The 23,596-nt window shown below is 67.8% G+C and carries 20 protein-coding genes; 12 read left to right on the top strand and 8 right to left on the bottom strand.

Annotated features, from left to right (window positions below):
• The first annotated feature begins 22 nt into the window (after nt 1-22).
• From AC6CH2_RS03595 to AC6CH2_RS03575, 5 genes are all read left to right on the top strand, one after another.
• Entirely contained in the window at nt 23-1,270 is a 1,248-nt protein-coding gene (locus tag AC6CH2_RS03595; RefSeq protein ID WP_498267968.1) for an XVIPCD domain-containing protein, read from the top strand.
• A gap of 349 nt (nt 1,271-1,619) precedes the next feature.
• The gene (locus AC6CH2_RS03590; RefSeq protein WP_498267967.1) at nt 1,620-2,174 is read left to right on the top strand and encodes an XVIPCD domain-containing protein; all 555 of its coding nucleotides are present in this window, start codon (nt 1,620-1,622) and stop codon (nt 2,172-2,174) included.
• A 46-nt stretch (nt 2,175-2,220) separates the two neighbouring features.
• Entirely contained in the window at nt 2,221-2,502 is a 282-nt protein-coding gene (locus tag AC6CH2_RS03585) for a hypothetical protein (RefSeq protein ID WP_435396996.1), read from the top strand.
• Between the two features lie 39 nt (nt 2,503-2,541).
• Nucleotides 2,542-4,221, top strand: a complete 1,680-nt coding sequence (locus AC6CH2_RS03580; protein ID WP_498267966.1) for a type IV secretory system conjugative DNA transfer family protein — start codon at nt 2,542-2,544, stop codon at nt 4,219-4,221.
• A 97-nt stretch (nt 4,222-4,318) separates the two neighbouring features.
• Nucleotides 4,319-5,116: an amidohydrolase gene (locus tag AC6CH2_RS03575; RefSeq protein ID WP_498267965.1), complete on the top strand. Its 798-nt coding sequence runs from the start codon at nt 4,319-4,321 to the stop codon at nt 5,114-5,116.
• Between the two features lie 206 nt (nt 5,117-5,322).
• Here the strand turns inward: AC6CH2_RS03575 and AC6CH2_RS03570 are convergent, their stop codons facing one another.
• The 3 genes from AC6CH2_RS03570 to AC6CH2_RS03560 form a co-directional block, all read right to left on the bottom strand.
• Nucleotides 5,323-5,871, bottom strand: a complete 549-nt coding sequence (locus AC6CH2_RS03570; RefSeq protein WP_498267964.1) for a hypothetical protein — start codon at nt 5,869-5,871, stop codon at nt 5,323-5,325.
• A gap of 62 nt (nt 5,872-5,933) precedes the next feature.
• Nucleotides 5,934-7,079 carry an NAD(P)/FAD-dependent oxidoreductase gene (locus tag AC6CH2_RS03565; protein ID WP_498267963.1) on the bottom strand — a complete coding sequence of 382 codons (1,146 nt, stop codon included), beginning with the start codon at nt 7,077-7,079 and terminating at the stop codon, nt 5,934-5,936.
• 160 nt (nt 7,080-7,239) lie between these two features.
• A complete protein-coding gene (locus AC6CH2_RS03560; protein ID WP_498267962.1) occupies nt 7,240-7,839 on the bottom strand; it encodes a TetR/AcrR family transcriptional regulator in 600 nt (199 codons plus the stop codon).
• A gap of 115 nt (nt 7,840-7,954) precedes the next feature.
• On the opposite strand from AC6CH2_RS03560, the gene AC6CH2_RS03555 reads away from it, so the two are divergent.
• A complete protein-coding gene (locus AC6CH2_RS03555; RefSeq protein WP_435397002.1) occupies nt 7,955-8,422 on the top strand; it encodes a nuclear transport factor 2 family protein in 468 nt (155 codons plus the stop codon).
• An 18-nt stretch (nt 8,423-8,440) separates the two neighbouring features.
• Here the strand turns inward: AC6CH2_RS03555 and AC6CH2_RS03550 are convergent, their stop codons facing one another.
• The 5 genes from AC6CH2_RS03550 to AC6CH2_RS03530 all read right to left on the bottom strand — a co-directional run bounded on the left by AC6CH2_RS03550 (nt 8,441) and on the right by AC6CH2_RS03530 (nt 15,826).
• On the bottom strand, nt 8,441-9,208 hold the full coding sequence (locus AC6CH2_RS03550; protein ID WP_498267961.1) for a DeoR family transcriptional regulator: 768 nt from the start codon (nt 9,206-9,208) through the stop codon (nt 8,441-8,443).
• Nucleotides 9,209-9,573: 365 nt separating this feature from the next.
• Nucleotides 9,574-10,683 carry a DUF3472 domain-containing protein gene (locus AC6CH2_RS03545; RefSeq protein ID WP_498267960.1) on the bottom strand — a complete coding sequence of 370 codons (1,110 nt, stop codon included), beginning with the start codon at nt 10,681-10,683 and terminating at the stop codon, nt 9,574-9,576.
• Nucleotides 10,684-11,900: 1,217 nt separating this feature from the next.
• Nucleotides 11,901-13,595: a pseudouridine synthase gene (locus tag AC6CH2_RS03540; RefSeq protein WP_498267959.1), complete on the bottom strand. Its 1,695-nt coding sequence runs from the start codon at nt 13,593-13,595 to the stop codon at nt 11,901-11,903.
• A complete protein-coding gene (gene scpB, locus AC6CH2_RS03535; protein WP_498267958.1) occupies nt 13,592-14,608 on the bottom strand; it encodes an SMC-Scp complex subunit ScpB in 1,017 nt (338 codons plus the stop codon). The genes AC6CH2_RS03540 and scpB overlap by 4 nt, the downstream gene beginning before the upstream one ends.
• A gap of 294 nt (nt 14,609-14,902) precedes the next feature.
• The gene (locus AC6CH2_RS03530; RefSeq protein WP_498267957.1) at nt 14,903-15,826 is read right to left on the bottom strand and encodes a segregation and condensation protein A; all 924 of its coding nucleotides are present in this window, start codon (nt 15,824-15,826) and stop codon (nt 14,903-14,905) included.
• A gap of 553 nt (nt 15,827-16,379) precedes the next feature.
• On the opposite strand from AC6CH2_RS03530, the gene AC6CH2_RS03525 reads away from it, so the two are divergent.
• The 6 genes from AC6CH2_RS03525 (at nt 16,380) to AC6CH2_RS03500 (ending at nt 23,483) form a co-directional block, all read left to right on the top strand.
• Nucleotides 16,380-16,976, top strand: coding sequence for a hypothetical protein (locus AC6CH2_RS03525; RefSeq protein WP_498267956.1), 597 nt, complete (start codon nt 16,380-16,382; stop codon nt 16,974-16,976).
• Between the two features lie 60 nt (nt 16,977-17,036).
• Nucleotides 17,037-18,386: an XVIPCD domain-containing protein gene (locus tag AC6CH2_RS03520; RefSeq protein WP_498267955.1), complete on the top strand. Its 1,350-nt coding sequence runs from the start codon at nt 17,037-17,039 to the stop codon at nt 18,384-18,386.
• A 180-nt stretch (nt 18,387-18,566) separates the two neighbouring features.
• Nucleotides 18,567-18,866 carry a YciI family protein gene (locus AC6CH2_RS03515; RefSeq protein WP_031370769.1) on the top strand — a complete coding sequence of 100 codons (300 nt, stop codon included), beginning with the start codon at nt 18,567-18,569 and terminating at the stop codon, nt 18,864-18,866.
• A complete protein-coding gene (locus tag AC6CH2_RS03510; protein WP_498267954.1) occupies nt 18,866-19,153 on the top strand; it encodes a BolA family protein in 288 nt (95 codons plus the stop codon). Before AC6CH2_RS03515 ends, AC6CH2_RS03510 begins: the two co-directional genes overlap by 1 nt.
• Nucleotides 19,154-19,317: 164 nt before the next feature.
• Nucleotides 19,318-20,358: a LacI family DNA-binding transcriptional regulator gene (locus AC6CH2_RS03505; RefSeq protein ID WP_498267953.1), complete on the top strand. Its 1,041-nt coding sequence runs from the start codon at nt 19,318-19,320 to the stop codon at nt 20,356-20,358.
• 104 nt (nt 20,359-20,462) lie between these two features.
• Nucleotides 20,463-23,483 carry a TonB-dependent receptor gene (locus AC6CH2_RS03500; protein ID WP_498267952.1) on the top strand — a complete coding sequence of 1,007 codons (3,021 nt, stop codon included), beginning with the start codon at nt 20,463-20,465 and terminating at the stop codon, nt 23,481-23,483.
• The last annotated feature ends 113 nt before the right edge of the window (nt 23,484-23,596 follow it).

The following is a 23,596-nucleotide window of genomic DNA, read 5'->3' as shown; positions in this document are numbered from 1 at the left end:
ATCACTCAATGGAAGGACTCTCATGAGCCGCTATCGCATCACGGAAAGCGTGGGCAGCCGCGTCGAGCACGTGCACAGCTACGACGACCTCGACATCCATCACCCCAGCCGCAACGCGCGCGGTCTGCGGACCGGCCGCGACGCCGACTTCGAGCGCGGCCGCGACCATGCGCGGGTCGACGGCGAGTTCGAGGAAATCCGCCGCACCAACGACGGCCGCACCCTGGTCAAGAAGGATTTCATCCTGAGCCAGGACAGCCCGGGCCGGGTGCAGATTCCCGCGCCGGTCGAAGGCTATGTGCATTACCTGCCGAACGACCCGTCCGCGGCGCTGCGCATCTACGACCGTCCGCACGATCAGCCCGGCGCCAAGCTGTTGGGCCAGGTGCTGCACATGGACCGCCACTCGTTCAAGCTCAAGGAAGGCGCGCACGTACAGTACGGACAGCCGCTCGGCGCGATGTCCGACACCGGGACGCCGGGTTCGGTGCATGCGCACGTCGAGGTCGAGGCCGAGCAGTTCAAGCGCTACATCCACGACATCGACCGCGGTGCGATCACCCCGGACCGTTACCCGGCCAAGAACGGCCAGACCGCCGAGGCGCCGGCGCGCGAGGACGCGCACCGCGAAGCGGCGCCGCGCCCGGCCAGCCGAGGCGCCGCCGCCGACGGGGTGATCCGCGAAGGCGAGCACGGCCGCGACGTGCGCCTGCTGCAGGAGCAGTTGAACAAGCTCGGTTACCGCGACGGCAACGGCCATGCGTTGAAGTCCGACGGCGACTTCGGCGATCGCACCCGCGAGGCGGTCAAGGCCTTCCAGCATGCGCACGGCCTCAAGGACGACGGCATCGCCGGCCCGAAGACGCTGGAGGCGCTGAAGAAGGCCGGCGAGGCGCCGCTGCTGTCCAATCCGGCTCACCCCGACAACGGCATCTACCGCCAGGCCGTGGCCGGGCTGGAGAAGCTCGGGCCGAACGGCGGCTTCAACAATCGCGAGCAGATGGAACGCGCCGCGGCTTCGCTGACCTATGAAGCCAAGGTCAGCGGCCTGAGCTCGATCGACCACGTCGCCCGCAGCGCCAACGGCAACGGCCTGTTCGCGGTGCAGGGCGAGCTCAACGACCCGGCGCAGCATCGCGTGCACGTGGAAAAGCGGCATGCCGCCGAGCAGCCGATCGAACGTTCGACCTTCCAGGTGCAACAGGACGCACCGACGCGCGAGCCGGCGCAGGCGCCGCACAAGGAAGCGCCGAGGATGCAGATGGCTTGACCGGGCCGGCGCACAACTCTGGTGGAGGAGAGCGCCGATCCGGATCGGGGACATCGCAGGCAAGGGATTGCGTTGCAACCACTGCGATGTCCGGACAGGGACGTCGGCGCTTCGCCCGCAGGGGCGGGGCGGGCAGGGCAGGCTCGATCGCTAGGGAGATCGAGCCTGTCGCTGCCGCTTTGCCGGCCGCCCATGATCGGGCGGCCGGACACGGCCGGCCGGCGACGGCGGGCCGGGATTTCAGCGGTTTTTCCAGGGCCGGGCGGCGCGCGCCGGCCCGGCGTCTCGCCCTTGTGGGGCTGCCGCTATTGCGCGAGCATGAGGATTCGGTTGCGGCCGGAGGTGCACGATGAACGCAAGCACGCAGGAACAGCAATTGCAGGTCGGCGGCCAGGCCACGACCCAGACGCTGGACGACATGCGCCGCGCCGAGCAGCGCTCGCTGCTGAGCAGCCCCAGCCATCCGCATCACGACCTGTACTCGCAGGTGCGCATCTGCCTCGACAAGCAGGACATGGGGCTCAAGGACTATTCCGGCGACCAGCGCGACAACCTGGCCGCGGCGCTGGCCCTGGAGGCGCGCACCGGCGGCCTGCGCAGCGCCGACCACGTGGTGCTGAGCAAGGACGGCTCGCGCGCCTTCGTGATCGAGGGCGAGCCGGACTCGCCGAGCCGGCGCATGAGTTATGTCGACACCGCCCAGGGCGCGGCGCAATCGATGGAACGCAGCAGCCAGCAGCTGGCCCAGCTCGCTCGCGAACAGGACCTGCAGGAACGGCAACGCCAGGACGAGCGCCAGGCCGAACGCCGGGAAGACCGCCAGGAAGACCGCCAGGAAGACCGCCAGGAAGACCGGCGCAACGAGCGCGAGCCCTCGCTGGCCCGGGCCCTGTTCAAAGACTAAAACGCCCGCGCCGCCATCGGGCGCGCGAAGGCATCGGAGGCCTGCAATGAACGAATACCGCCATCACATCCTGACCCGCGGCCGCTACCAGATCGTAGCCCTGACCCCGGACCAGCAGTTCGAGAGCGACGACATCTACGCCTATGCGGTGATGTCCTCTTCCGGGCTCAAAATGCGTCAGGAACTGACCCTGACCGACGCCCGCAACTGGCTGGAATTCTGGATCGAGCAGGAAAGGGCCTCCAGCGGAGGCTCGTCGCCGGATATGATGGAGCCATCGCCTCCGGGGGAGCCTTCGAAACTGCAGGCCGCACGGAAGCGACGCTGACCGACAGCGGGTTCGGGGAAACCAAGCAGGAAACATTACGTGAAAGGGAAGCTGATTTTTGCCCTGGTGGTACTGGTACTCGTACTGGCCGCGGGGACGTATCTGTCGGGATACGTGACGTTGATGTTGTTGGATATCGACAGCCGCGCGCTGAAGTGGACCACCTACCTCGATTACCTCAAGGTGCTGGACGTCCCTCAGTACAAACCCTATGCGGGCAAGATCAAGGCCGGCGGCTTCATCGGCTATGGCCTGCCGATGGTCGGCTACCTGATCCTGACCGTGCTGATGCTGAAGCCGAAGAAGAAGTCGATGCACGGCGACGCGCGTTTCGCGCGCGCCGGCGATCTGTCGGCCAAAGGCATGTTCAAGTCGACCCCGACCAGCATCGTGGTCGGCAAGTTCAACGGCCAGTTGGTGCAGCTAAGCGGCCAGCAGTTCGTGATCCTCGCCGCGCCGACCCGTTCGGGCAAGGGCGTCGGCATCGTCATTCCGAACCTGCTGAACTACCAGGGCTCGATGGTCGTGCTCGACATCAAGCAGGAAAACTTCGACCTGACCAGCGGCTGGCGCGCCCAGCAGGGCCAGGAGATCTTCCTGTTCAATCCCTTCGCCGAAGACCGCCGCACCCACCGCTGGAACCCGCTGACCTACGTGTCCAGCGATCCGGCCTTCCGCGTGTCCGACCTGATGAGCATCGCCGCGATGCTGTATCCGGACGGCTCGGACGACCAGAAGTTCTGGGTCAGCCAAGCCCGCAACGCCTTCATGGCCTTCACCCTTTACCTGTTCGAGGCCTGGGAGGACGCCAAGAAGGTCGGCTTCCCGTTCGGCACCGTGCCGACCCTGGGCGCGGTCTACCGCCTGTCCTCGGGCGACGGCAAGACCGAACTCAAGCCGTTCCTGCAGGGCCTGGCGCAGCGGCCGTTCCTCAGCAGCAACGCCAAGTCGGCGTTCGCCAACATGCTGTCGCAGGCCGACGAGACCTTCGCCTCGATCCTCGGCACCTTCAAGGAGCCGCTCAACCCCTGGATCAACCCGGTCCTGGACGCGGCGACCAACACCGACGATTTCCTGCTGACCGACCTGCGCAAGAAGAAGATGACGATCTACGTCGGCATCCAGCCCAACAAGCTGGCCGAAAGCCGCCTGATCGTGAACCTGTTCTTCAGCCAGATCATCAACCTCAACACCCGCGAACTGCCGCAGAACAACCCCGAGCTCAAGCACCAGTGCCTGTTGCTGATGGACGAGTTCACCTCGATCGGCAAGGTCGACATCATCGCCTCGGCGGTGTCCTACATGGCCGGCTACAACCTTCGCCTGCTGCCGATCATCCAGAGCATGTCGCAGCTCGACGCGACCTACGGCAAGGACATCTCGCGCACCATCATCACCAACCACGCGCTGCAGATCATCTACGCGCCGCGCGAGCAGCAGGACGCGAACGATTACTCCGACATGCTCGGCTACACCACCGTGCGCAAGGAGAACATCACCCGCGGCCGCGAAGTCTCGCGCAGCGAGTCGGAAGAGCGACGCGCGCTGATGCTGCCGCAGGAGCTCAAGGCGATGGGCTTCGACAGCGAGGTGTTCCTGTACGAAGGCATCCCGCACCCGGTGAAGTGCGACAAGATCAAGTATTACCAGGACAAGCTGTTCACCCAGCGCCTGCTGCCGAAAGTCTCGGTGCCGGTGCTGGACATCGCCGCCGGCTGAGCCGGATGAGTCGTGCGTCGCGTTGCCGGGCTGCGGCCCGGCAAGCGGCGCGGCTTCGCGGGCATAATGCCCTCAGTCCCCCTGTTCGGTAGCTCGTATGCGCGACCTTCGCATCTCGCTCGTCCAAGGCGCCACGCTGTGGCACGACCCGGCCGGCAACCGCGATTACTACGGCCATCTGATCGCCTCGCTGCGCGGCATCACCGATCTGGTGCTGCTGCCGGAAACCTTCACCAGCGGCTTCAGCAACGAAGCGATCGGCAGCGCCGAAACCATGGACGGGCCGACCGTTAGCTGGATCCGCGAGCAGGCGGCCAAGCTCAATGCCGCGGTCGCGGGCAGCGTGCAACTGCGCACCGACGAGGGCGTGTTCAACCGCCTGCTGTTCGCCACGCCCGACGGCGGCCTGCAGACCTACGACAAGCGGCACCTGTTCCGATACGCCAAGGAGCACGAGCGCTATGCCGCCGGCCGCGAGCGCCTGACCGTCGAATGGAAGGGCTGGCGGATCTGTCCGATGGTCTGCTACGACCTGCGTTTCCCGGTGTTCTCGCGCAATCGTTTCGATGTCGAGCGCCCCGGCGCGCTGGACTTCGATCTGCTGCTGTACGTCGCCAACTGGCCGGCGGCGCGCGCTTATCCGTGGAAGACCCTGCTGCGCGCGCGGGCGATCGAGAACCTGTGCTACGTCGCCGGGCTCAACCGCGTCGGCAGCGACGGTAACGGCCTGAACTATGCCGGCGACAGCGCGGTGATCGATTTCCTCGGCCACCCGATCAGCGAGTGCACCGACGAGGAGGTGGTGGTGACCACGACCCTGCAGGCGGCGGAACTGGCGGCCCACCGCGAGCGTTTCCCGGCCATGCTCGACGGCGACCGCTTCGAGCTGCGCTGAATACTCTCGTATTGGCGGGCGCCGCCCTTGTGACTCCTCGTTAGGAGCGGCGCAAGCCGCGACGGGGCTGTTTCCGGTCGCGACGCTCGCGAGTTCGATGCTGCGCCAGGCTAATGGCAACAGCAAAAGCAAAAGCAACAGCAAAAGCAACAGCAGCAGTAGGAGCAGCGCGAGCACGACGCTTCGATGGATCGCGGATGGCGGCGTCAGCGCAGGCGGTCGTGAACCTGCAGGCCCTGGCCCGGGTCGGCCGCGTCGTAACGCACGGTGACCTCGCGGTCGGGTTCGCCGTCGCGGCCCGGGCGCAGCAAGGACACGCGCAACGAACCGTCGGCGGCGGCCACGCGTTCGCCGGGTTCGATCGATTGCAGGCAGGAGGCGATCCGGTAGGCGTCGTGCTTGCGCACCTGCAGCGCCGCATCGAGCGCCAGCCAGACCAGGTCGGTCTCGATGCCGGCGCCGCAGTGCCCCTGCGTGCGGTCGGCGCGGCTGGCGATGTCGACTTCGATCAACAGATAACGCGGCTCGCCGGGGCCGGAGTCGGCCAACAGCGCGCGACGCTCGACCACGCCGTCGACATCGGTAATGCGCGAAAGCTTGAGCGGTTTGCGCCTGGCGCCGTCGACCAGCCACAAGTCCCGCTGGCGCGAATCGATCTCGATCTGCAAGGCGGCTTCGGCCGCCCTCGCGTCCGCGCAGGCCAGGCAGGCAAGCAGCAGACAGGCGAGCGCGGCGGGCAGGGCGGCGGGGTTCATGCCGCCACTGTACGCCGCTGCGCCTGCGCCGGGCGCGCCGTCCGGCCCGCTGTCGGCCTCGCTCACAGGCTTTCCGACGGCCGCGACGCGGCGGCCTCGTCGGGCTCGCGGCTGCCGCGCTTGTGGAAATACACCTGTTCGGCGGCCCAGCGCAGCGGCGCCGAATGCAGCAGCAAATCGAACGGCCAGTCGAACTGAAAGTGATCGAAGGCCCAGCGCAGGGCGCGCTTGCGCCGGAAGCGCGGGGCACTGTCGCGGGCGACCGATTCCGGTGCCGGGCCTTGGCCGAGCGCGTGCAGGGCGATGGCCTGGCCCAAGGTCTCGCCGTGCGCCCAGGCCGAGTGGATGCCGCCGGCCGTGACCGGCGAAACGATGCCGGCGGCGTCGCCGGTCAGCATCACGCCGTCGCGGGCGAGCGGGAATACGGGACCGCCGCAGGGGATCAGGCCGGCACGCGTCGCGGCCGGCTGCACTGCGGCGTCGAGGCCGACCACCGAGCGCACCCGCTGCAGGAAGCCGTCGATGTCCGGCACCCGCGCGCGCTCGGGGTCGTGGCGCACCGCCAGGCCGGCCTGGACCCCGGTCGGGTTCTGCGCCACCCAGCCGATGTAGCCCGGCGCGTAGCGCTTGCTGACGAAGCAGTGCAGGGCGCCGGACTCGGGCAGGGCGGCACCGGGAAACTCGTACTCGATGCCGTACAGGAACTCGCGGGTCTGGCCCAGGCCGGTGCGCTCGGCGACGCGCGACTTGGCCCCGTCGGCGCCGACCAGGAAACGGGTGCGGCCCACGCCTTCGATGCGCCAGCCGTCGTCCTCGCGCTCGGCCTGGGTGAACGAGGTGCCGAGGCGCAACTCGACGCCGTGGCGGACCAGTTCCTGGGTCAGCCAGCGCATCAGCCGCGGCGTGTCGGTGGTCAGGAAGTAATAGCCCGGCGCGCTCAAGGCCATGCTGCGCAGCCGCGGCGAATACAGGCGCACGCGTTCGACGCGGTGCAGGCAGCCTGCCGGCGCGCGGCTCAGCCAGGTCTGTTCGGCGGCTTCCTTGACCACGATGCCGGTGGTGCGCAGTTTCTCGCCGGGGTCGCGCTTGCGTTCGAGCACCACCACGCGCAGGCCGGCACGCGCGGCGGCCAGGGCGCAGGCGGCGCCGGCGAAGCTGGCGCCGACGACGACGAGGTCGCAGTCGTACGCTTGGGGATCGAGGCTCATTCCGGTTTCTCGTGGGGGAGACCGGTGCAGTCTGGACAGGCTCGACGAAGCCCGTATGGGGCCTGTGTGAAGTGAGTCAGGCTTGCAACGGCGTTCACGCGCGCGACGTGACGCGAACCCGGTTTTGCTCGGCGATCCGCGGCCGACAGGGCCGCGATGGTCAGTAATGAACGGCCGACAAGGCCGCGATAGTCAATGCGAAAGCCTTCAAGGCGTCCGATGCGGCAGTGGAATCGTCGGCGGAGCGGGCAGCCGCGCGCACGATCGCGCCGTCGAAGGCCTGGGCGATCGCGGCGGCGCGCAGGTCGCGACCGGCCGATTCAGGCAGCAGCGCGGCGATGCGTTCGGCGAGTTCGCGCTTGTGCCGGCGCGCGCATTCGTTCGCTTCGGGCAGGGCCGGGCCGATCTCGGCCACCGCATTGATGAAGGCGCAGCCGCGGAAGTGCGGGTGGGCGAACCATTCCGCCAGGGCCGGCACCAGCGCGGCGGCGCCGTGCCCGGGCGCGCCGCCGTGGCGCCGCAGGGCCGCGTCGAACCAGGTCATCCAGCGTTCGTGACGGTACTGCAGGAACGCCAGGATCAAGGCGTTCTTGCTCGGGAAATGCCGGTACAGGGTGACCTTGGTGACGCCCGAGTCGGCGATCACCCGGTCGATCCCGGTGGCGCGGATGCCTTCGAGATAAAACAGATCGTGGGCGGTGTGCAGGATCCGCTCGCGGGCAGGCAGGGGCGGGGCGGACGCGACGGCTTTGCGGTTCATGGCGCGATGGTAGACCGATTCGTCTACCGCCGCCACCGACGTAGACAACCCTGTCTACATAAGATAAATTCGCGGTGTAGAACGATCTGTCTACATCTGCTCAGGAGCCGCCCGCATGCACACCCGTCCGCCCTTGCCGCCGTTCACCCGCGACAGCGCCATCGAAAAGATCCGCCTGGCCGAAGACGCCTGGAACTCGCGCGACCCCGCCCGCATCGGCCTGGCCTATTCGGTCGATACACGTTGGCGCAATCGCGCCGAATTCGTCGACGGCCGCGACGCCGCGGTGGCCTTGCTCGAACGCAAGTGGACCCGCGAACTGGACTATCGCCTGATCAAGGAGCTGTGGGCCTTCGACGGCCGCCGCATCGCCGTGCGCTTCGCCTACGAATGGCGCGACGACTCCGGGCAATGGTTCCGCAGCTACGGCAACGAAAACTGGGAGTTCGGCGACGACGGCCTGATGGCGGTGCGCCTGGCCAGCATCAACGACCGGCCGATCGCGGCGAGCGAACGCAAGTTCCATTGGCCGCAGGGCCGGCGTCCCGACGACCACCCGGGCCTGAGCGAACTGGGGCTTTGAAGCCCGTCGCCGCCGGCATCAGCCGGCGACGATCAACTCGATGCCCAGGCGCAGCAGCCCCTCGCGGTATTCGGTGCTGATGCCGGGGTCGGTGATGATGGTGTGCACGCATTGCAGCTGGGCGATGCGGTGCAGGCCGACGCGACCGAACTTGGACGCGTCGGTCAGCACGATCACCTTGCGTGCGCGCTCGACCATGCGATGGTTGAGGCTGGCCTCGCCTTCGTGGTGGGTGGTCAGGCCGAATTGCAGGTCGAGGCCATCGACGCCGAGGAACAGCGCATCGAAGCTGTAGCTGTTGAGGCTGGCCTCGGCTTGCGCGCCCTGGAACGACAGCGACTGCTTGCGCAGCAGGCCGCCGGTCAGCATCACCTCGACCCCCGGCGCGTTGGCCAGTTCCCAGGCGATATTGAGGCCGTTGGTCATCACCGTGACGCCTTGCGCGTCGCGCAGGTGGCGCGCCAGGGTCATGGTGGTGGTGCCCGAATCGATGATGATGTTGTCGCCGGCCTGGACCAGCTGCGCGGCGCGGGCGCCTATCGGTTCCTTGAGGCTGCTGTTGAGACTGTCCTTCTGATGGATGTCCTGCTCCGGCGCCGGCGTGCGCACCAGGGTGGCGCCGCCGTGGGTGCGCCTGGCCAGACCCTGCGACTCGATCTGGGCCAGGTCGGTGCGGATCGTCACCGTGGACACGTCCATCGATTCGGCCAGATGCGCGACGTGGACGCTGCCGTGTTCGACCAACAACTGCAGGATGCGTTCGCGGCGTTGGCGGGTGTTTCGCATCGGTGTTTCTCGTTGCATGGCGAGGCGGTGGCGAACGAGGGCCGGGTGTGGCGCGAGTCCTGCATCGAGGCATCGGCCCGCCGCACGCGACAGCGGCGGCAGCGGCTCGTCGGTGCGATGGTGACATCTTTCGGCCGCGGCGGTGGAGCGCCGGCCGGGCCGGCTGCGGGACCGGGGGCGCCTGCGACAAGCCCCCGGTCCGGGCCCGCGGATGTTCGATCCAGCTGTCCGCCGGAAACGAAAACGCCGCCATCGCCGGCGATGACGGCGTTCGGTGCAGGTTCGTAGCGCCCCCGCCATGCGGCGGGGCTCGGAGGCATAGCCGGGGAAACGCCGTGAACGAGTCAAGCCGGAGATTCAGATCCTCAGGGGTTCAAGCGCCACTTCTGGTAGCCGTTGCCGAGGCAGGTGTATACGCGCAGATAGGCGCCCTGGGCGGCATTGTCGAGCGGGTCCAGGCAGGCGCCGCTGCCGACGTTGTACAGGCCGTCCGACCCCGGCATCGGCATCCAACGTTGCGCCGAGCCGTTGCCGCAGGCGGCGAGCCGGACGCTGCCGTCGCTCTCCGCCTGCAGGCACTGGCTGCGGCTGCGCATCAGCATGCGAAAGCCGTCGTCGCGTTCGATCAATTGGTTGTTATTGCTTGCGCAGCTCCACAGGCCCGCCTGGGTTCCGCCGGCGAGGGTGTCGAGGCAATGGCCGCTGTAAGTGTTGAGCAAGACTTTGGGCGAGCCGAGCGTGCCGAACTTGTTGTCGGCGGCGATGCAGTCCTGCTCGGTGGTGCAGGAGGCGCGCGCGATCGATTGGCAGTTGCCGTAGGTCTGGCTGGTGCTGGCCGACGGCGCGACCGTGCCGTTGCCGGCGCTGGGGCGGAAGAACACCGCGCTCGTCGCCGGGGCGGCCGCGCAGCTTTCCAATTGCTCGTCGCCCTGGGCGAAATTTTCCAGGAACTCGACGGTCTTGTCCTTGAGGCCGCCCCAGGTCGGCGGCACCTGGATGGTAGCGACCTTGCGGCGGGCCCCGGTGGCGACGTCGGTGATGTAGGCGCTCCAACGCGCGGGCGCTTCGCTGACGATGCGGATCCGGTATTTCTTGCCCTGAACCCAGGGGTAGGCGACCCAACATTGCACGCCGCTGCCCTCGTGGGAGAAGTGGCTGCATAAGGTGCCGCTTTCGGCGACCCAGCCGGTCGCTTGCCAGATCGAGAAATTCAGCGCCTTGTCGGCGTTGCTGCGGTGTTGCAGGCCCACGTAGCCGCCATCGCCGTCGTCGAGCCAGAACTGATGCGCCCAATAGGTGCGTCCGTTGTAGCCGGGTTCCTGGGTGATGGCGATGGCGAAGTCCATGTCCGCATAACCGCCGGGTTTGCTCGGCCAGGTGCGGTCGATCGCGACCATGCCGCCGGCGACGACGGCCGCGGCGGTGCCGTGCAGGCACAGAAAGAGCAGTAACAGGACGATCTTCGCGTAGCGCATACGGGCTCCTATCGGCGGCGTTGCGGACTGCCGGTGGCGAGATATCGGCTTCGTCGTGGCAGCATCGGTCCAGACCGCGGTGCATGCGGCATCGGGATGGGTCGCTTGGATTCTTCGGCGGGACTGCGGCGGCATTTCGGCGGAATCTTGGCGGATTCGGATTCGGATTCGGATTCGGATTCGATCGACAGACTCAGTCGGCGAAGCAGATGGCTCGTTGCATACGTCGAGGCCGCGTCTGCGGTATCGGTGGTTCCGCATCCAAGCCGGATATGTGCGACTGCGTTGGAGCGCGTTTTCGATTAAGCATGCGCTGCCGGCACCCGTCAACAGGAGCAGCGGAAACGAAAGTACCGTGGTTTTATGGTTTCGAGGCCGAGTTTTTTATGAGCGATGCGAAACGAAACCTCGCATCAGCAACAGGTTTCGTACCGGGCCGCCGATGGCGCGGATATCGCGATGGGAGTCGCAATGTGGGCGGGATTGCGCTTGTTTTCGCATCGATAGCGAGCGATCTCGAAGATGCAATGTGCCATCTGGACCTGCGCGAGATTATTCGGCGCTGCATGCGAGGCCAGGCTGGAACGAACGATTTTGCTGCGAACGCATATTGGATAGCGCGAGATGCGCTGGTGTCGCGGGCGTGGTTCCGATCCAAGATTCGCGGAGCGCGGATACGCCTCGGCGGGATGCGGATCGTGACCGTGGTGCCGCGGTGTACGCGTCAGGTTCGAGTGCGCGGGCGCCATGTCGGTGCGATGCGAATGGCTACTGCGCGGTCGCGGCATACGCCGCTCCTACCCTTGAAGCGGTGGCGCGGAGACGGGCCAGTGAGCAGCTGAGGCAGTTGTGCGGTGGTGAGCGCATCAGGTTCGAGTGCGCAGGCGCCATCTCGTTGCGGTGCGAACGGCCGCTGCGCGGACGCGGCTTGCGCCGTTCCTACCCTGGAAGCGGTGGCGCGCAGACGGGCCAGTGGGCAGCTCAGGCGGTTATATGGTGGTGAGTGCGTCAGGTGCGAGTGCGCAGGCGCTATGTCGTTGCGATGCGGACGGCTACTGCGCGGTCGCGGCTTGCGCCGCTCCTACCCCTGAAGCGGTGGCGCTACGCCTGGGCGGAAGCGGGTGGGGGACCGTTCGGCGACGGCCGGGATACCTAAAAACAAAGGGCGCCGAGGCGCCCTTTGTCGTGTCTTGCTTCAACCGGTCCGGCGCCTGGATTCAGGCGCCGCCGCGCGGACCGCGGCCGCCGCCGGGGCGGCCACCGCCGCGCGGGCCGCCCGGACGCGGGCCGCTCGGACGGGCCGCGCCACCGGGACGCGGTGCGCCGCCGGGACGGGGCGCGCCACCCGGACGGGCATTGCCGCCGGGACGCGGGCCGGCGCCAGGACGGGCGCCCGGACCGGGCTTGCCGCCGGCCGGACGCGCAGCGCTGCGCGGACGTTCGCCGTAGGGATTGAAGCTGCCGGGGTTGGCGTGGTCGGACGGGAAGCTCGGCGCATTGGCCGGGTGACCGTAGGGACGCGCGCTGCGCTGGCCCTGGCCCTGAGCTTGGCCGCCGCTGCTGCGGCGCTCGCCGTAGGGCGCATTGCCGCTGCGTTCGCCGCCGAAGCCGCCGCCACCGGGGCCGCCGCCGTGCGGACGAGCGCGGCCTGCACCGGCGCCCGCGCCGGGACCGCGCGCGCCGCCGGGCTTGCCGCCGTAGGGCTTGCGGCCCTGGCCGTCGGGATTGCGGTGACCGCTGGGGCCGGTCTCGACGCCATCGGGTACGTACCAGGTGCGGAACGCGGCCGGATTGCCGTCCGGCAGGGGCTTGGGACCCTTTTCCTTGCGCTGCTTGAACGGCTTGTGCGACTGGTTGGCCGCGGCTTCGCCGCTGACCGTCAGGCCGCCGTGCTTGCGCGGGCCGCCGCGGCCGCGGCCGCCGCGGTCTTCGCGGACATGATCGAAGCGGCGCAGTTCGCGGCCTTCGTCGGCGGTGTTATGGCCGCCGACGTAACCGTGGGCGCGTTCGCCGGACAGGTGCACGGTCGACTTGGCGGCCTTGCGCTGGCCGATCACCGGCTGCAGGGTCAGCGCCGAAGGCGTGCCGTCTTCCAGGCCGAGGTCGCCGCGCAGGGCGTCGACCTTGTCGGCGACCAGTTCCTGCGACTGGCCGCGCAGCAGTTCGCGCGGCAGCGATACGGTGCCGTAGCGGATGCGCTTGAGGCGGCTGACCTGGCAGCCCTGCGATTCCCACAGGCGGCGCACTTCGCGGTTGCGGCCTTCCTTGACCACGACCCGGAACCAGTCGTGCGAATCGCTGCCGCCGATGCGCTCGATCTCGTCGAACTTGGCCGGGCCGTCTTCGAGGGCGACGCCGCGGGCGAGGCGGTCGACGAGGTTGTCGGGTACCTGCTCCTGGCCTTCCGGCGCGCGCACGCGGCAGACGTACTCGCGCTCGACCTCGAAGGAGGGATGCATGAGCGCGTTGGCGAGTTCGCCGTCGGTGGTCAGCAGCAGCAGGCCGGTGGTGTTGATGTCGAGGCGGCCGATCGCGATCCAGCGCGCGCCCTTCAGCGCGGGCAGCGAATCGAAGATGGTCGGTCGGCCTTCGGGGTCTTCGCGCGTGGTCACTTCGCCTTCGGGCTTGTTGTACATCAGCACGCGCGAGGGCTCGGTCAGGGCGCTGGCGATGAAGCTGCGGCCGTCGAGTTCGATCTTGTCGCCGCCCTTGATGCTCATGCCGACCTGGGCGGTCTCGCCGTTGACCTTGACCAGGCCGTCGGCGATGCGCTGCTCGAGCGCGCGGCGCGAGCCCAGGCCCGCTTGCGCGAGGACCTTGTGCAGGCGTTCTTCCAGACGCGGCGCCTCGGCGGTCGCGCCGGCGTCGCTGCCGCGCTTCAGTGAGAGCTTGCGGCGGTTTTCTTCAGTCATTTCTGTTGCTCCGGCCGGTCGTCTTCGGACTCGGCCTCAAATTCCGGAACGGTCGTCGTCTCGACGGCGTGTTGGTCTTGCTCGTGATCGTTCGCGTCCGCCGCGCGCTCGCCCGGCGCGGCTTCGGGGTCGTCCGAAAGGACGGTTGTATCGGTGTCGGTGTCGCTGTCTGTATCGCTGGCGGCGTCGGCGCTTTCGTCTGCGCCGGCGTCGCCGGATTCGGTGTGGGCTTCGTCGCTGTCGACGGTCTCGTCGGCGGCGGTGGCTTCGTCGCTATCGTCGCTATCGTCGCTGGAGTCGTGCGGCTCGGCCGACCCGCTGGACTCGCCCGATTCGTCGGCGGCGCCGGACGAGTCGCGCTCGTCGTCGCCGGCTTCGGCATCGTTGCTGGCTTCGCCGTCGTGGCCGGCCTCGTCGTCCTGGCCGCTGGCGATGCCGCCGGCGGCGATCGCTTCGCCGTCGAGCGGCAGCTGCGGTTCCAGCTCGCCGATGTCCTTGAGCTCCGACAGCGGCGGCAGTTCGTCCAGGCGCTTGAGGCCGAAGTAATCGAGGAAGGCCTTGGTGGTGCCGAACAGGGCCGGCTTGCCGGGCACGTCGCGGTGGCCGACCACGCGGATCCACTCGCGCTCTTCCAGGGCCTTGATGATGTTGCTGCTGACCGCGACGCCGCGGACCTGTTCGATCTCGCCGCGGGTGATCGGCTGGCGGTAGGCGATCAGCGCCAGGGTCTCGAGGGTGGCGCGGGTGTAGCGGGTCTGGCGCTCGGTCCACAGGCGCGCGACCCAGGCGTGGACGTCGGCCTGGACCTGGAAGCGGAAGCCCGAGGCCAGTTCGACCAACTCCACGCCGCGCTCGGCGCAGCCCTCGCGCAAGGTTTCCAGCGCGGTCTCGACGCTGTCGGCCGGTGCCGGCTGATCCTCGGGGAACAGGGCATGCAGCTGCGCCAGCGTCAGCGGCTGGTTGGCCGCGAGCAGGGCGGCTTCGACGATGCGGGTGACGAGGAGTTGGTCCATGGAATGCGTCTGAATCGTTGCGTTGGCGACCGGCCCTGGAGCCGGTGCGGAATCGGTGCCTGGGCGGTGGTCGGCCGGTCCTAGCTGTTTGGAAGCGGGCTATTCGGAAGCGGGCTACGTGGAAGCGGGCCAGGAAGGAGCGGGTGTCCGGGCCATCGCGGCCGCGTGCGCGGCGGCCGGAGGCCGGAGGCCGAGCTGTGGAAACGTTCGAACGATGCGGCCCCGGCCCCTGCCGGGATCCACTCCGCCCCGGCGGGGCGGCACGACGTCGACGGCCAGGTCACGACAGCCAAGTCACGAAACCCGGTCGTCGTTGGCGGCGTCGTCGAACTCGCTGCTGAGTTCGATTTCGTCGGGATCCTTCATCAGCGCCAGCGACTTGACGTAGATCGGCGCCGGCGGGCGGCCCTCTTCGGGCTGCTCCTGGACGATCTCGATCAACTGCTCCTTGGCCAGGGTCAGCAGGCCCAGGAACGTTACCACTATGCCGAGCCGGCCTTCTTCGACCGTGAACAGCGATTCGAAACGGTGGAACACGCCGTCGGACATGCGGGTCAGCAACTCGCCCATGCGCTGGCGGACGCTCAGGGCATCGCGCTTGATCGCGTGCTGGGTGTACAGCTCGGCACGCTTGAACACGTCGTGCAGGGCCAGCAGCATCTCGCGCAGGTCGACCGGCGGCGGCAGTTTGACCGAGGCCCGGTCCGGCACGTAAGCCTGCGCCGGGCTGGTGTCGCGGTCCTGGCGGGGCAGGCTGTCGATGTCCTCGGCCGCCTTCTTGAAGCGCTCGTACTCCTGCAGCCGGCGGACCAGCTCGGCGCGCGGGTCTTCTTCGATCCCTTCCTCGTTGGCCGCGCGCGGCAGCAGCATGCGCGACTTGATCTCGGCCAGGATCGCGGCCATCACCAGGTATTCGGCGGCCAGCTCGAAACGCATCTCGTGCATGGCCTGGATGTAGGTCACGTACTGACGGGTGATCTCGGCGACCGGGATGTCGAGAATCTCCAGATTCTGACGGCGGATCAGGTACAGCAGCAGGTCGAGCGGGCCTTCGAACGCGTCCAGGATGACTTCGAGAGCGTCCGGCGGGATGTAGAGATCCTGCGGAATCTGCAGCACCGGCTGGCCGTGGACCATCGCCAGCGGCATTTCCTGCTGCTGAGGCGTCGTCGGCGCTGGGCTGGATTCGGTCGCGACGGGCGCGGGTTCGTTGCTCATTCGAAACCGGCCCCTCCGGGCCGTGGGCACTGCGGTTACGACGATGCTAGCGGCGCATGGCCGCATCGAGAGTCGCGCCAGGCCGTGCAAGGACCAGGATCGAGCTTCCCTGCGGGTGCTACGGACCACTCAGAAAGGCGTGTGCTTTAGGCCCGAACGGCCCCGGCCTGCGCGTCACGACGAGGCGTGGCGGCTGAGACGAAGGGGTTGCGGGCGTGAGCCGGTGGTCTGCAGCTGTGCACTGGCGTACTGGCGCACCGATGGTGTGCGGGGAAGTACGGGTGCCGACGTGGCGACGGCGTGGGTCCTGTCGCGACGGGCCGCTGCATCCGGCCTCGGGCAATTGACAGTTAGGGTAAGGGCTGGGGCGGGCAGTGTCCAGCGCCGGCATGAACGCCGGCCGGTCGCGGCGCGACGGCGGCGGTCCGGGCCGGGCCGGGCGGCGGCTACGACGCCCGGGTCGGCCGATCGCGGCGGAGGCGTGCCGGGTCTGTCGCCGGGCCGTGCGGCTAATTAGACTGGGCCGGCATAACTAATGGACTGGGGAATCGCAATGAACCAAGCAAGGACAGTCGCCGCTGCCCTGATGTTGGCGCTGGCGGGCTGCAACGCGCCCGCGCCCGAGGCCGGCAAGGCCGCCGAGCCGGCTGCGCCCGCGACGCCGGCTCCGGCTCCGGCCGCGCCGGCAACGGCCCAGCCCGCGCCGGCCACGACCACTGCGGAGCCCGCCGCCGCGGCGGTGCAGTTGCCGGCCGAGGCCTGCGTCAAGAGCGAAGAAGGGTTCGCCACGTTCTTCGAGCAATTCGTCTACGGGGGCAACGTACGCTCCGCCTACACCGCGCCGCAGATCGAGATTCGCGACCTGAAGGACCCGGGCAAGCTGTTGGAGACGCAGACGCCGCAGCAGGCCGGCCCGTTCAAGATCGCCCTGGTCGACCACCAGTGGTCCTACGACGAACCCGGCAAGCAGGCCGGCGAGTTGGACCGGGTCAAGATCGACCGGACCCTGAGCGGCGACCGCATGCGGGTTGACTTCGTCAAGGCCGAGTTCTCGCCCGACGAGGAGGTGGTCAAGACCTTCGGCAAGCCGGAAGCCTATGTATTCGAGTTCAAGCAAGGGTGCTGGCAGCTGACCCAACAGCTGCGCTGAACCCCGGTCTCCCCGCCAGCGGGAGCCCGCCCGGAACATCCATCGACAAGGAGAAGTACGATGCCCAAATATTCGATCGTCGAATCGGTCGGCCGCGACGTCCAGCACGTCCACGACTACGAAGACCTCGAGCGCCACCATCCCAGCCGCGGCAACGAGCGCGGCCGCGTCTACGGCACCGTCAACGGCGAGCGCGAGGAACTGCTCGGCAACTACGCCGGCACGCCGACCGTCTCGCGCGACGGCGACCACTACGTGTCCAAGGACTTCGTGCTGCAGGCCGGCGGCTCCAGCGCCGTCGCCGTGCCCGCGGTCGCCAACGGCTACATCGGCCGGGTCGACCCGCGCGACGGCATCGTCCAGATCTACGACCGCCCGGCCAACGACCCCAACCGCGAGATGATCGCGCAGTACCGGCACATGGACCTGCGCAACACCGAGCTGAAGGTCGGCGACCGGGTCGAGTACGGCCAGCCGCTCGGCATCCAGGGCGGTTTCAACAAGGGCGACCCGAACGCGTTCGGCAAGCACGTCCACATCGACATCAACACCGGCTACCTGCCGCAGATGGAGCGCTACGTGCGCGACATCGACAGCGGCGCGATCAGCACCGACCGGCGCCCGCCGCATTCGGACAACCTGACCGGCCCGGCGCAGGTCAGCAACGTCTCCGGCAACGGCCGCGCCGTGCACACGCCCGGCGGCCCCGGCTCGACCACCCAGGCCGCGGCGATGGCCGACGGCGTGCTGCGCAAGGACGAGCGCGGCCCCGAGGTCAAGGCGATGCAGGAACAGCTGGCCCGGCTCGGCTACAAGGACGCGCAGGGCAATGCGATCGTCGCCGACGGCAAGTTCGGCCAGCACACCAAGGAAGCGGTCGAAGCTTTCCAGCGCGACCACGACCTCAAGGTCGACGGCATCGCCGGCGCGCGCACCCTGGGGGCCTTGAAGACGGCCGAGCCGGCGCAGGCTCATGCTCACGACGAGCAAGCGCACAGCCCGGCGCGCACGGCCGATCCGGCGCGCGCGCCCTTGCTGTCGGATGCGAACCATCCGAACAATGCGATGTTCCGCCAGGCGGTCGAGGGCCTGGAGAAGCTCGGCCCGCAGGCCGGCTTCAAGAACCGCCAGGAAATCGAGAACGCCGCAGCCACGCTGACCTACGAGGCCCGCGTCAGCGGCCTGACCAAGATCGACCACGTCGCCTTGAATGCCAACGGCAACGGCCTGTTCGCGGTGCAGGGCGGTCTCAACGACCCGACCCACCACCGCGCCTACGCCGACAAGGCCATCGCCGCCGGCCAGCCGGTCGAGCAATCGACTCAGCGCCTGCAGCAGGACGTGCCTCAAGTGCAGCAGCAGGGTCAAGAGCCGAAGCCGCAGCAACAGGCGCGGCCGATGGTGGCGTGATTGCGGACGGCCCGCGTCCGTCGACGCGGGCCGGTACGCCGGCGCAAGGCCGGCAGTTCGCCGCGCTTTGGCACCGTTGCATGCGAATACCCCCGAACGAGTGCGCGCAAGCTCGGCCCGAGCCTGCGAGAATGCGACCTCGCGCGCTGTCCGCGCCCCTCACGAGGTCGAAGTCCAGGCATGTGGTATCTGATCGAAGGTTATGACGTCGCCGACTCCTTGCCCGCGCGCGGCGCGGCGCGTCCCGCGCATCTGGCGCGCCTGACCGCGTTGCGCGACCAGGGCCGCCTGTTGCTGGCCGGGCCGTGCCCGGCGATCGATGCCGAAGACCCGGGTCCGGCCGGTTTCAGCGGCAGCCTGATCGTCGCCGAGTTCGAATCGCTCGAGGCCGCGCGCGCCTGGGCCGATGCCGATCCCTATGTCGATGCCGGCGTGTATGCGCGGGTCGAGGTGCGTCCGTTCCGCAAGGTGCTGCCGTAATGGCGCTGCCGCGCGAGCAACGCGTCGAAGCGATCCGCAACGCGATCGAGACCGCCCTTGCGCCGGTCGCATTGGAGATCGAGGACGAAAGCCACAAGCACGTCGGTCATGCCGGCGCGCAGGACGGGCGCGGGCATTTCCGAGTGGCCGTGGTCAGCAGCGCTTTCGTCGGCCTGAACCAGATCGCGCGGCACCGCGCGGTGTATGCCGCGGTCGGCGAGCTGATGACCACCGACATCCATGCCTTGACGATCAGCGCGCGCGCGCCCGGCGAACAGCGCGGATAAGTCGCACAGCAGGGCGCCGAGCCGCACGGCGCATGTCGCGCTGCAGCATGGACGCCGGTGCCGGAAGCCGCTAAACGCTTTTCATAACAAGCGCTTTACACTTGTTCTTGAAAACGTTTACAGTCGGGCCACTTTCCAGCCGCGAGGGGCGGTCCAGGAACGTGATGAGCGTGACGATCAAAGATGTCGCCCGCGCGGCGCAGGTGTCGGTTGCGACGGTGTCGCGGACCTTGAACGGCCATGGCAACGTGGCCGAGGAGGTCAGGCGCCGCGTGCTCGCGGTCGCCCAGGACCTGCGCTACACGCCGCACGCCGCCGCGCGCAGCCTCAGCAGCCGGCGCACCCATACCCTCGGCGTGGTCCTGCCGGACCTGCACGGCGAATTCTTTTCCGAACTGGTGCGCGGCGTCGACCAGATCGCGCGCGAGCATCGCCTGCACTTGTTGGTGTCGAGCTATCACGGCCGGCCGGAAGAGCAGGCCGCTGCCTTGCGCGCGATGCGCGGCCGCGTCGATGGGTTGCTGGTGATGTCGCCCTATGTCGCGGCGCAGGCGCCGATCGTCGACGAACTCGATGCGGCCATGCCGATCGTGCTGATCAATACCCAGAGCGCGGTGCCCGGCCTGTTGTCGCTGAGCGTCGACAACTACGGCGGCGCCCAGGCCATGGTCGAGCATCTGGTCGATTGCGGCCATCGCCGGATCGCCTTCATCGCCGGCCCGGAGGACAATTTCGATGCCCACGAGCGCCTGCGCGGTTACCGCGATGCGCTCGCGCGGTGCTTGCCGGACGGGCAGGAGTGGGTGCTGCCGGGCCAGTTCGACGAGGCCTCCGGCCACAGGGCCGGACAGGCCTTGCTGGCTGCGCCGCATCGCCCGGACGCGGTGTTCGCGGCCAACGACATGATGGCCCTGGGCTGTCTGTTTTCGTTCGTGCAGGCGGGCCTCAAGGTGCCCGACGACATTGCGGTAGCCGGGTTCGACGACATCCCGCTTGCACGCTATGTCCACCCGACGCTCACGACCATGCGGGTCAATATCGCCGAGCTCGGTGCCCGGGCAGCGCGTCTGCTGTTGACGCAACTGGGCACCGATGCGGCTGCACAGGAGCAACAGCCATCCATGGAAGAGTCGCGGCAGCCCCAACCGCTGCGGCCGGAACTGATCGTGCGCGAGTCCGGGGTACGCCGAGGGGGCGGTGGCTGATCGCGTCGAAAAAAATTTGGACGAACGTGTAAGCGATTACAGAGCAGAGAGTGCTCCGCCGTTGCCACCTTGCAGTACGTGCTCCTTGGAGGGAGGAAAGCATCATGAATCCACACCATTCGCGTTATCCGAACCGCAGTTCCGTCCATGTCAGACCCAGCCGCACGCTGCTGGCCTGCGCGCTCGCCAGTTGCCTGGCGATGGCCGCGCCGATCGCCTTCGCCCAAGGCACCGCCGCGACCATCCGCGGCGTGGTCAGCGGCAATGCCGGGCCGGCCGCGAACGCCAGCGTCACCGCGACCAATCTCGCCAGCGGCCTGACCCGCAAGGTACAGACCGGCGCCGGCGGGCAATACACCCTGGCCGGCCTGCCGCCGGGCACTTACCGCATCGACGTCAGCGCCGATGGCCAGAGCAATACCCGCAACGTGACCGTGGCGGTCGGCCAGGCCGCGACGCTCAACGTGTCCACCGGCGGGGTGGCCGAAACCGCGCCGGCGGGCGAGGCGACCGACCTGGACAAGGTGACGGTGACGTCCACCGCGCTGGTCGAGACCAAGACCTCGGAAATCGCCACCTACGTCAGCAACAAGCAGATCGCCTCGTTGCCGCAGGCCTCGCGCAACTTCCTCGCCTTCGCCGACATCGTGCCGGGCGTGCAGTTCACCACCGGCACCGAAGGCTCGACCACGATACGCAGCGGCGCCCAGCTCAGCAGCGGCATCAACGTTTATGTCGACGGCGTCGGCCAGAAGGATTACGTGCTCAAGGGCGGCATCACCGGCCAGGACTCGAGCCGCGGCAATCCGTTCCCGCAGCTCGGCATCGCCGAATACAAGGTGATCACCTCCAACTACAAGGCCGAGTACGACCAGCTCAGCAGCGCCGGCATCACCGCGGTGACCAAATCCGGCGGCAACGAGTTCCACGGCAGCTTCTTCTGGGACTACACCTCGGACCAGTGGACGGCCAAGACCGTGCGCGAGGAGAAGGGCGAGTTGCCCAAGGCGCAGTCCAAGCAGGAGCAGTACGGCGCTTCGTTCAGCGGCCCGCTGATCCAGGACCGGATGCACTTCTTCGTCACCTACGAAGCCAAGGAATACAACTCGCCGCGCTCGATCATTCCCGGCCGTAATTTCCGGGTCGACCAACTGCCGGCGCAGTTCCAGGAGATGGCGCGGCAGTCGCCGAGCGCGCCGTTCAAGGAAGACCTGTACTTCGGCAAGATCGACTGGACCCCGGGCGATGCGCACCTGATCGAGTTCACCGCCAAGTACCGCAAGGAAGACGAGCTGACCAACATCGGCGGCGCGCGCTTGCCCGAATACGGCACGCTCAAGGCCGGCGAGGAGACCCGCCTGGACCTGCGCTATCAGTACAGCGCCGAGAATTGGCTCAACGACGCCCACCTGACCTTCGAGGACGTCACCTTCGGTCCGCGTCCGGCGACCCTGGCCAACGGCTACAACCTGCGCGTTCCCAAGGAAGGCCAGGAGGGGCGCAACAACCCCGACATGGAAGAGGTGCTGTACTTCGGCGGCGGCGGCGACTTCCAGGACAAGGGACAGAAGGGCTACGCCTTCCAGAACGATTTCACCTGGAACGGCTGGGACGGGCACACGATCAAGGCAGGCGTGAAGTACAAGGTCGTCGACATCACCGCGATGGAGAAGCAGCCCTTCTCGCCGCAGTACCGTTACGACATCCGCAACTTCGCCACGCCCTACGAGGTGTTGTTCTCCGGCACCGCCGGCGACTTTCCGCCGAGCGTGAAGTCGCGCAACAAGCAGTTCGGCATCTACCTGCAGGACGACTGGGAGGTCAACGAGCACCTGACCTTGAACCTGGGCCTGCGCTGGGATTACGAGAGCACGCCGAGCTTCGAGGATTTCGTGACCCCGGCCAACCTGGTCGCGGCGTTGAACGCGTTCCCGAACATCCACAACGCCAACGTCGACTACGACATCAACGACTACATCAGCACCGGCAACAACCGCAAGGCCTTCAAGGACGGCTGGCAGCCGCGCCTGGGCTTCTCCTACGATCTCAACGGCGACGAACGCCATGTGATCTTCGGCGGCGCCGGACGCTCCTACAACCGCAATCAGTTCGACTACCTGTCGTACGAGCGCTACCGTCTCGCGTTCCAGCAGAACACCTATCAGTTCAATTCGCCGAACCATACCTGCACGGTGACGCCGACCGGCAACTGCTTCAACTTCGACCCCAGCTTCTACGACCCCGAAGTGCTGGCCGCGCTCGCGCGTCAGCGGCCGAACGCAGGCAGTGAAGTGTTCCTGCTCAACAACGATCTGAAGACGCCGTACTCCGATCAGTTCAGCCTGGGCATGCGCAACGCCTTCGCGATGTTCGGCCAGGACTGGAACTCCTCGGCGACGCTGGTCCATATCCGCAGCCACGACGGCATCCTGTTCTCGCTCGGCAACCGCCGCCCGGACGGCACCTTCTTCCCGCCCGGCGTCAGCTTCGGCAGCGCGCCGTTCGGCGAAACCTTGCCCGGCTTCGGCAAGTTCTTCATCGGCAACAACGCGGTGGAGACCAAGACCAACCAGGTGCTGCTGTCGCTGGACAAGCCGTTCACCGACGAGAGCGGCTGGGGCGTGAGCTTCGCCTACACCTATACCGACGCCAAGGAAAACCGCAACAACTCCGACATCTTCACCTTCGATTATCCGAACCTGGATGAGGTCGGTTTCACCCGTGCGCTCGGCATTTCCAAGCACCGGTTCGTCGCCACCGGCATCATGGATTTCTACGGCATGACCTTGTCGGGCAAGCTGACCCTGGCCAGCCCGGAGGCGGAGGACTCGCTCAACTGCATCACCAACGGGCCGGACCATTGCTTCTTCCAACCCTACACCCCGGGCGACACGATCGGCTTCAAGCAGTTCGACCTGGCTTTGCAGAAGGAGTGGGATACCGGTACCGACTTCAAGTTCTGGGTCCGCGGCGACGTGCTGAACGTGTTCAATTGGCGCAACTACATCGATTACGACACCTATCGCGGTAGCGTCGGCGATCCGAACGAACGCCTCGGCGAGCGCCGCGACAACATCGCGCTGCCGACCCGCAGCTTCAAGCTGTCGATGGGCTTCAACTGGTAAGCGATAGGCGCCGGCCGTCCACGCACGGCCGGCGCCGGGTTCCGCCGCCGCCCGGCATGCGGGTTTGCGGCGACGGACTTTCGCTCGTTGCATCGATCTAAATCCCAACACGA

The sequence above is a fragment of the Lysobacter sp. GQ73 genome (genome assembly GCF_059758755.1).
This window is presented reverse-complemented; position numbering and strand designations above follow the sequence as displayed.

What these genes read in the sequence shown, in the direction of transcription:
- AC6CH2_RS03595 (WP_498267968.1), top strand. Translation starts at nt 23, where the DNA reads ATGAGCCGCTATCGCATCACGGAAAGCGTGGGCAGCCGCGTCGAGCAC.
- AC6CH2_RS03590 (WP_498267967.1), top strand. Translation starts at nt 1,620, where the DNA reads ATGAACGCAAGCACGCAGGAACAGCAATTGCAGGTCGGCGGCCAGGCC.
- AC6CH2_RS03585 (WP_435396996.1), top strand. Translation starts at nt 2,221, where the DNA reads ATGAACGAATACCGCCATCACATCCTGACCCGCGGCCGCTACCAGATC.
- AC6CH2_RS03575 (WP_498267965.1), top strand. Translation starts at nt 4,319, where the DNA reads ATGCGCGACCTTCGCATCTCGCTCGTCCAAGGCGCCACGCTGTGGCAC.
- AC6CH2_RS03570 (WP_498267964.1), bottom strand. Translation starts at nt 5,871, where the DNA reads ATGAACCCCGCCGCCCTGCCCGCCGCGCTCGCCTGTCTGCTGCTTGCC.
- AC6CH2_RS03565 (WP_498267963.1), bottom strand. Translation starts at nt 7,079, where the DNA reads ATGAGCCTCGATCCCCAAGCGTACGACTGCGACCTCGTCGTCGTCGGC.
- AC6CH2_RS03560 (WP_498267962.1), bottom strand. Translation starts at nt 7,839, where the DNA reads ATGAACCGCAAAGCCGTCGCGTCCGCCCCGCCCCTGCCTGCCCGCGAG.
- AC6CH2_RS03555 (WP_435397002.1), top strand. Translation starts at nt 7,955, where the DNA reads ATGCACACCCGTCCGCCCTTGCCGCCGTTCACCCGCGACAGCGCCATC.
- AC6CH2_RS03550 (WP_498267961.1), bottom strand. Translation starts at nt 9,208, where the DNA reads ATGCGAAACACCCGCCAACGCCGCGAACGCATCCTGCAGTTGTTGGTC.
- AC6CH2_RS03545 (WP_498267960.1), bottom strand. Translation starts at nt 10,683, where the DNA reads ATGCGCTACGCGAAGATCGTCCTGTTACTGCTCTTTCTGTGCCTGCAC.
- AC6CH2_RS03540 (WP_498267959.1), bottom strand. Translation starts at nt 13,595, where the DNA reads ATGACTGAAGAAAACCGCCGCAAGCTCTCACTGAAGCGCGGCAGCGAC.
- scpB (WP_498267958.1), bottom strand. Translation starts at nt 14,608, where the DNA reads ATGGACCAACTCCTCGTCACCCGCATCGTCGAAGCCGCCCTGCTCGCG.
- AC6CH2_RS03530 (WP_498267957.1), bottom strand. Translation starts at nt 15,826, where the DNA reads ATGAGCAACGAACCCGCGCCCGTCGCGACCGAATCCAGCCCAGCGCCG.
- AC6CH2_RS03525 (WP_498267956.1), top strand. Translation starts at nt 16,380, where the DNA reads ATGAACCAAGCAAGGACAGTCGCCGCTGCCCTGATGTTGGCGCTGGCG.
- AC6CH2_RS03520 (WP_498267955.1), top strand. Translation starts at nt 17,037, where the DNA reads ATGCCCAAATATTCGATCGTCGAATCGGTCGGCCGCGACGTCCAGCAC.
- AC6CH2_RS03515 (WP_031370769.1), top strand. Translation starts at nt 18,567, where the DNA reads ATGTGGTATCTGATCGAAGGTTATGACGTCGCCGACTCCTTGCCCGCG.
- AC6CH2_RS03510 (WP_498267954.1), top strand. Translation starts at nt 18,866, where the DNA reads ATGGCGCTGCCGCGCGAGCAACGCGTCGAAGCGATCCGCAACGCGATC.
- AC6CH2_RS03505 (WP_498267953.1), top strand. Translation starts at nt 19,318, where the DNA reads ATGAGCGTGACGATCAAAGATGTCGCCCGCGCGGCGCAGGTGTCGGTT.
- AC6CH2_RS03500 (WP_498267952.1), top strand. Translation starts at nt 20,463, where the DNA reads ATGAATCCACACCATTCGCGTTATCCGAACCGCAGTTCCGTCCATGTC.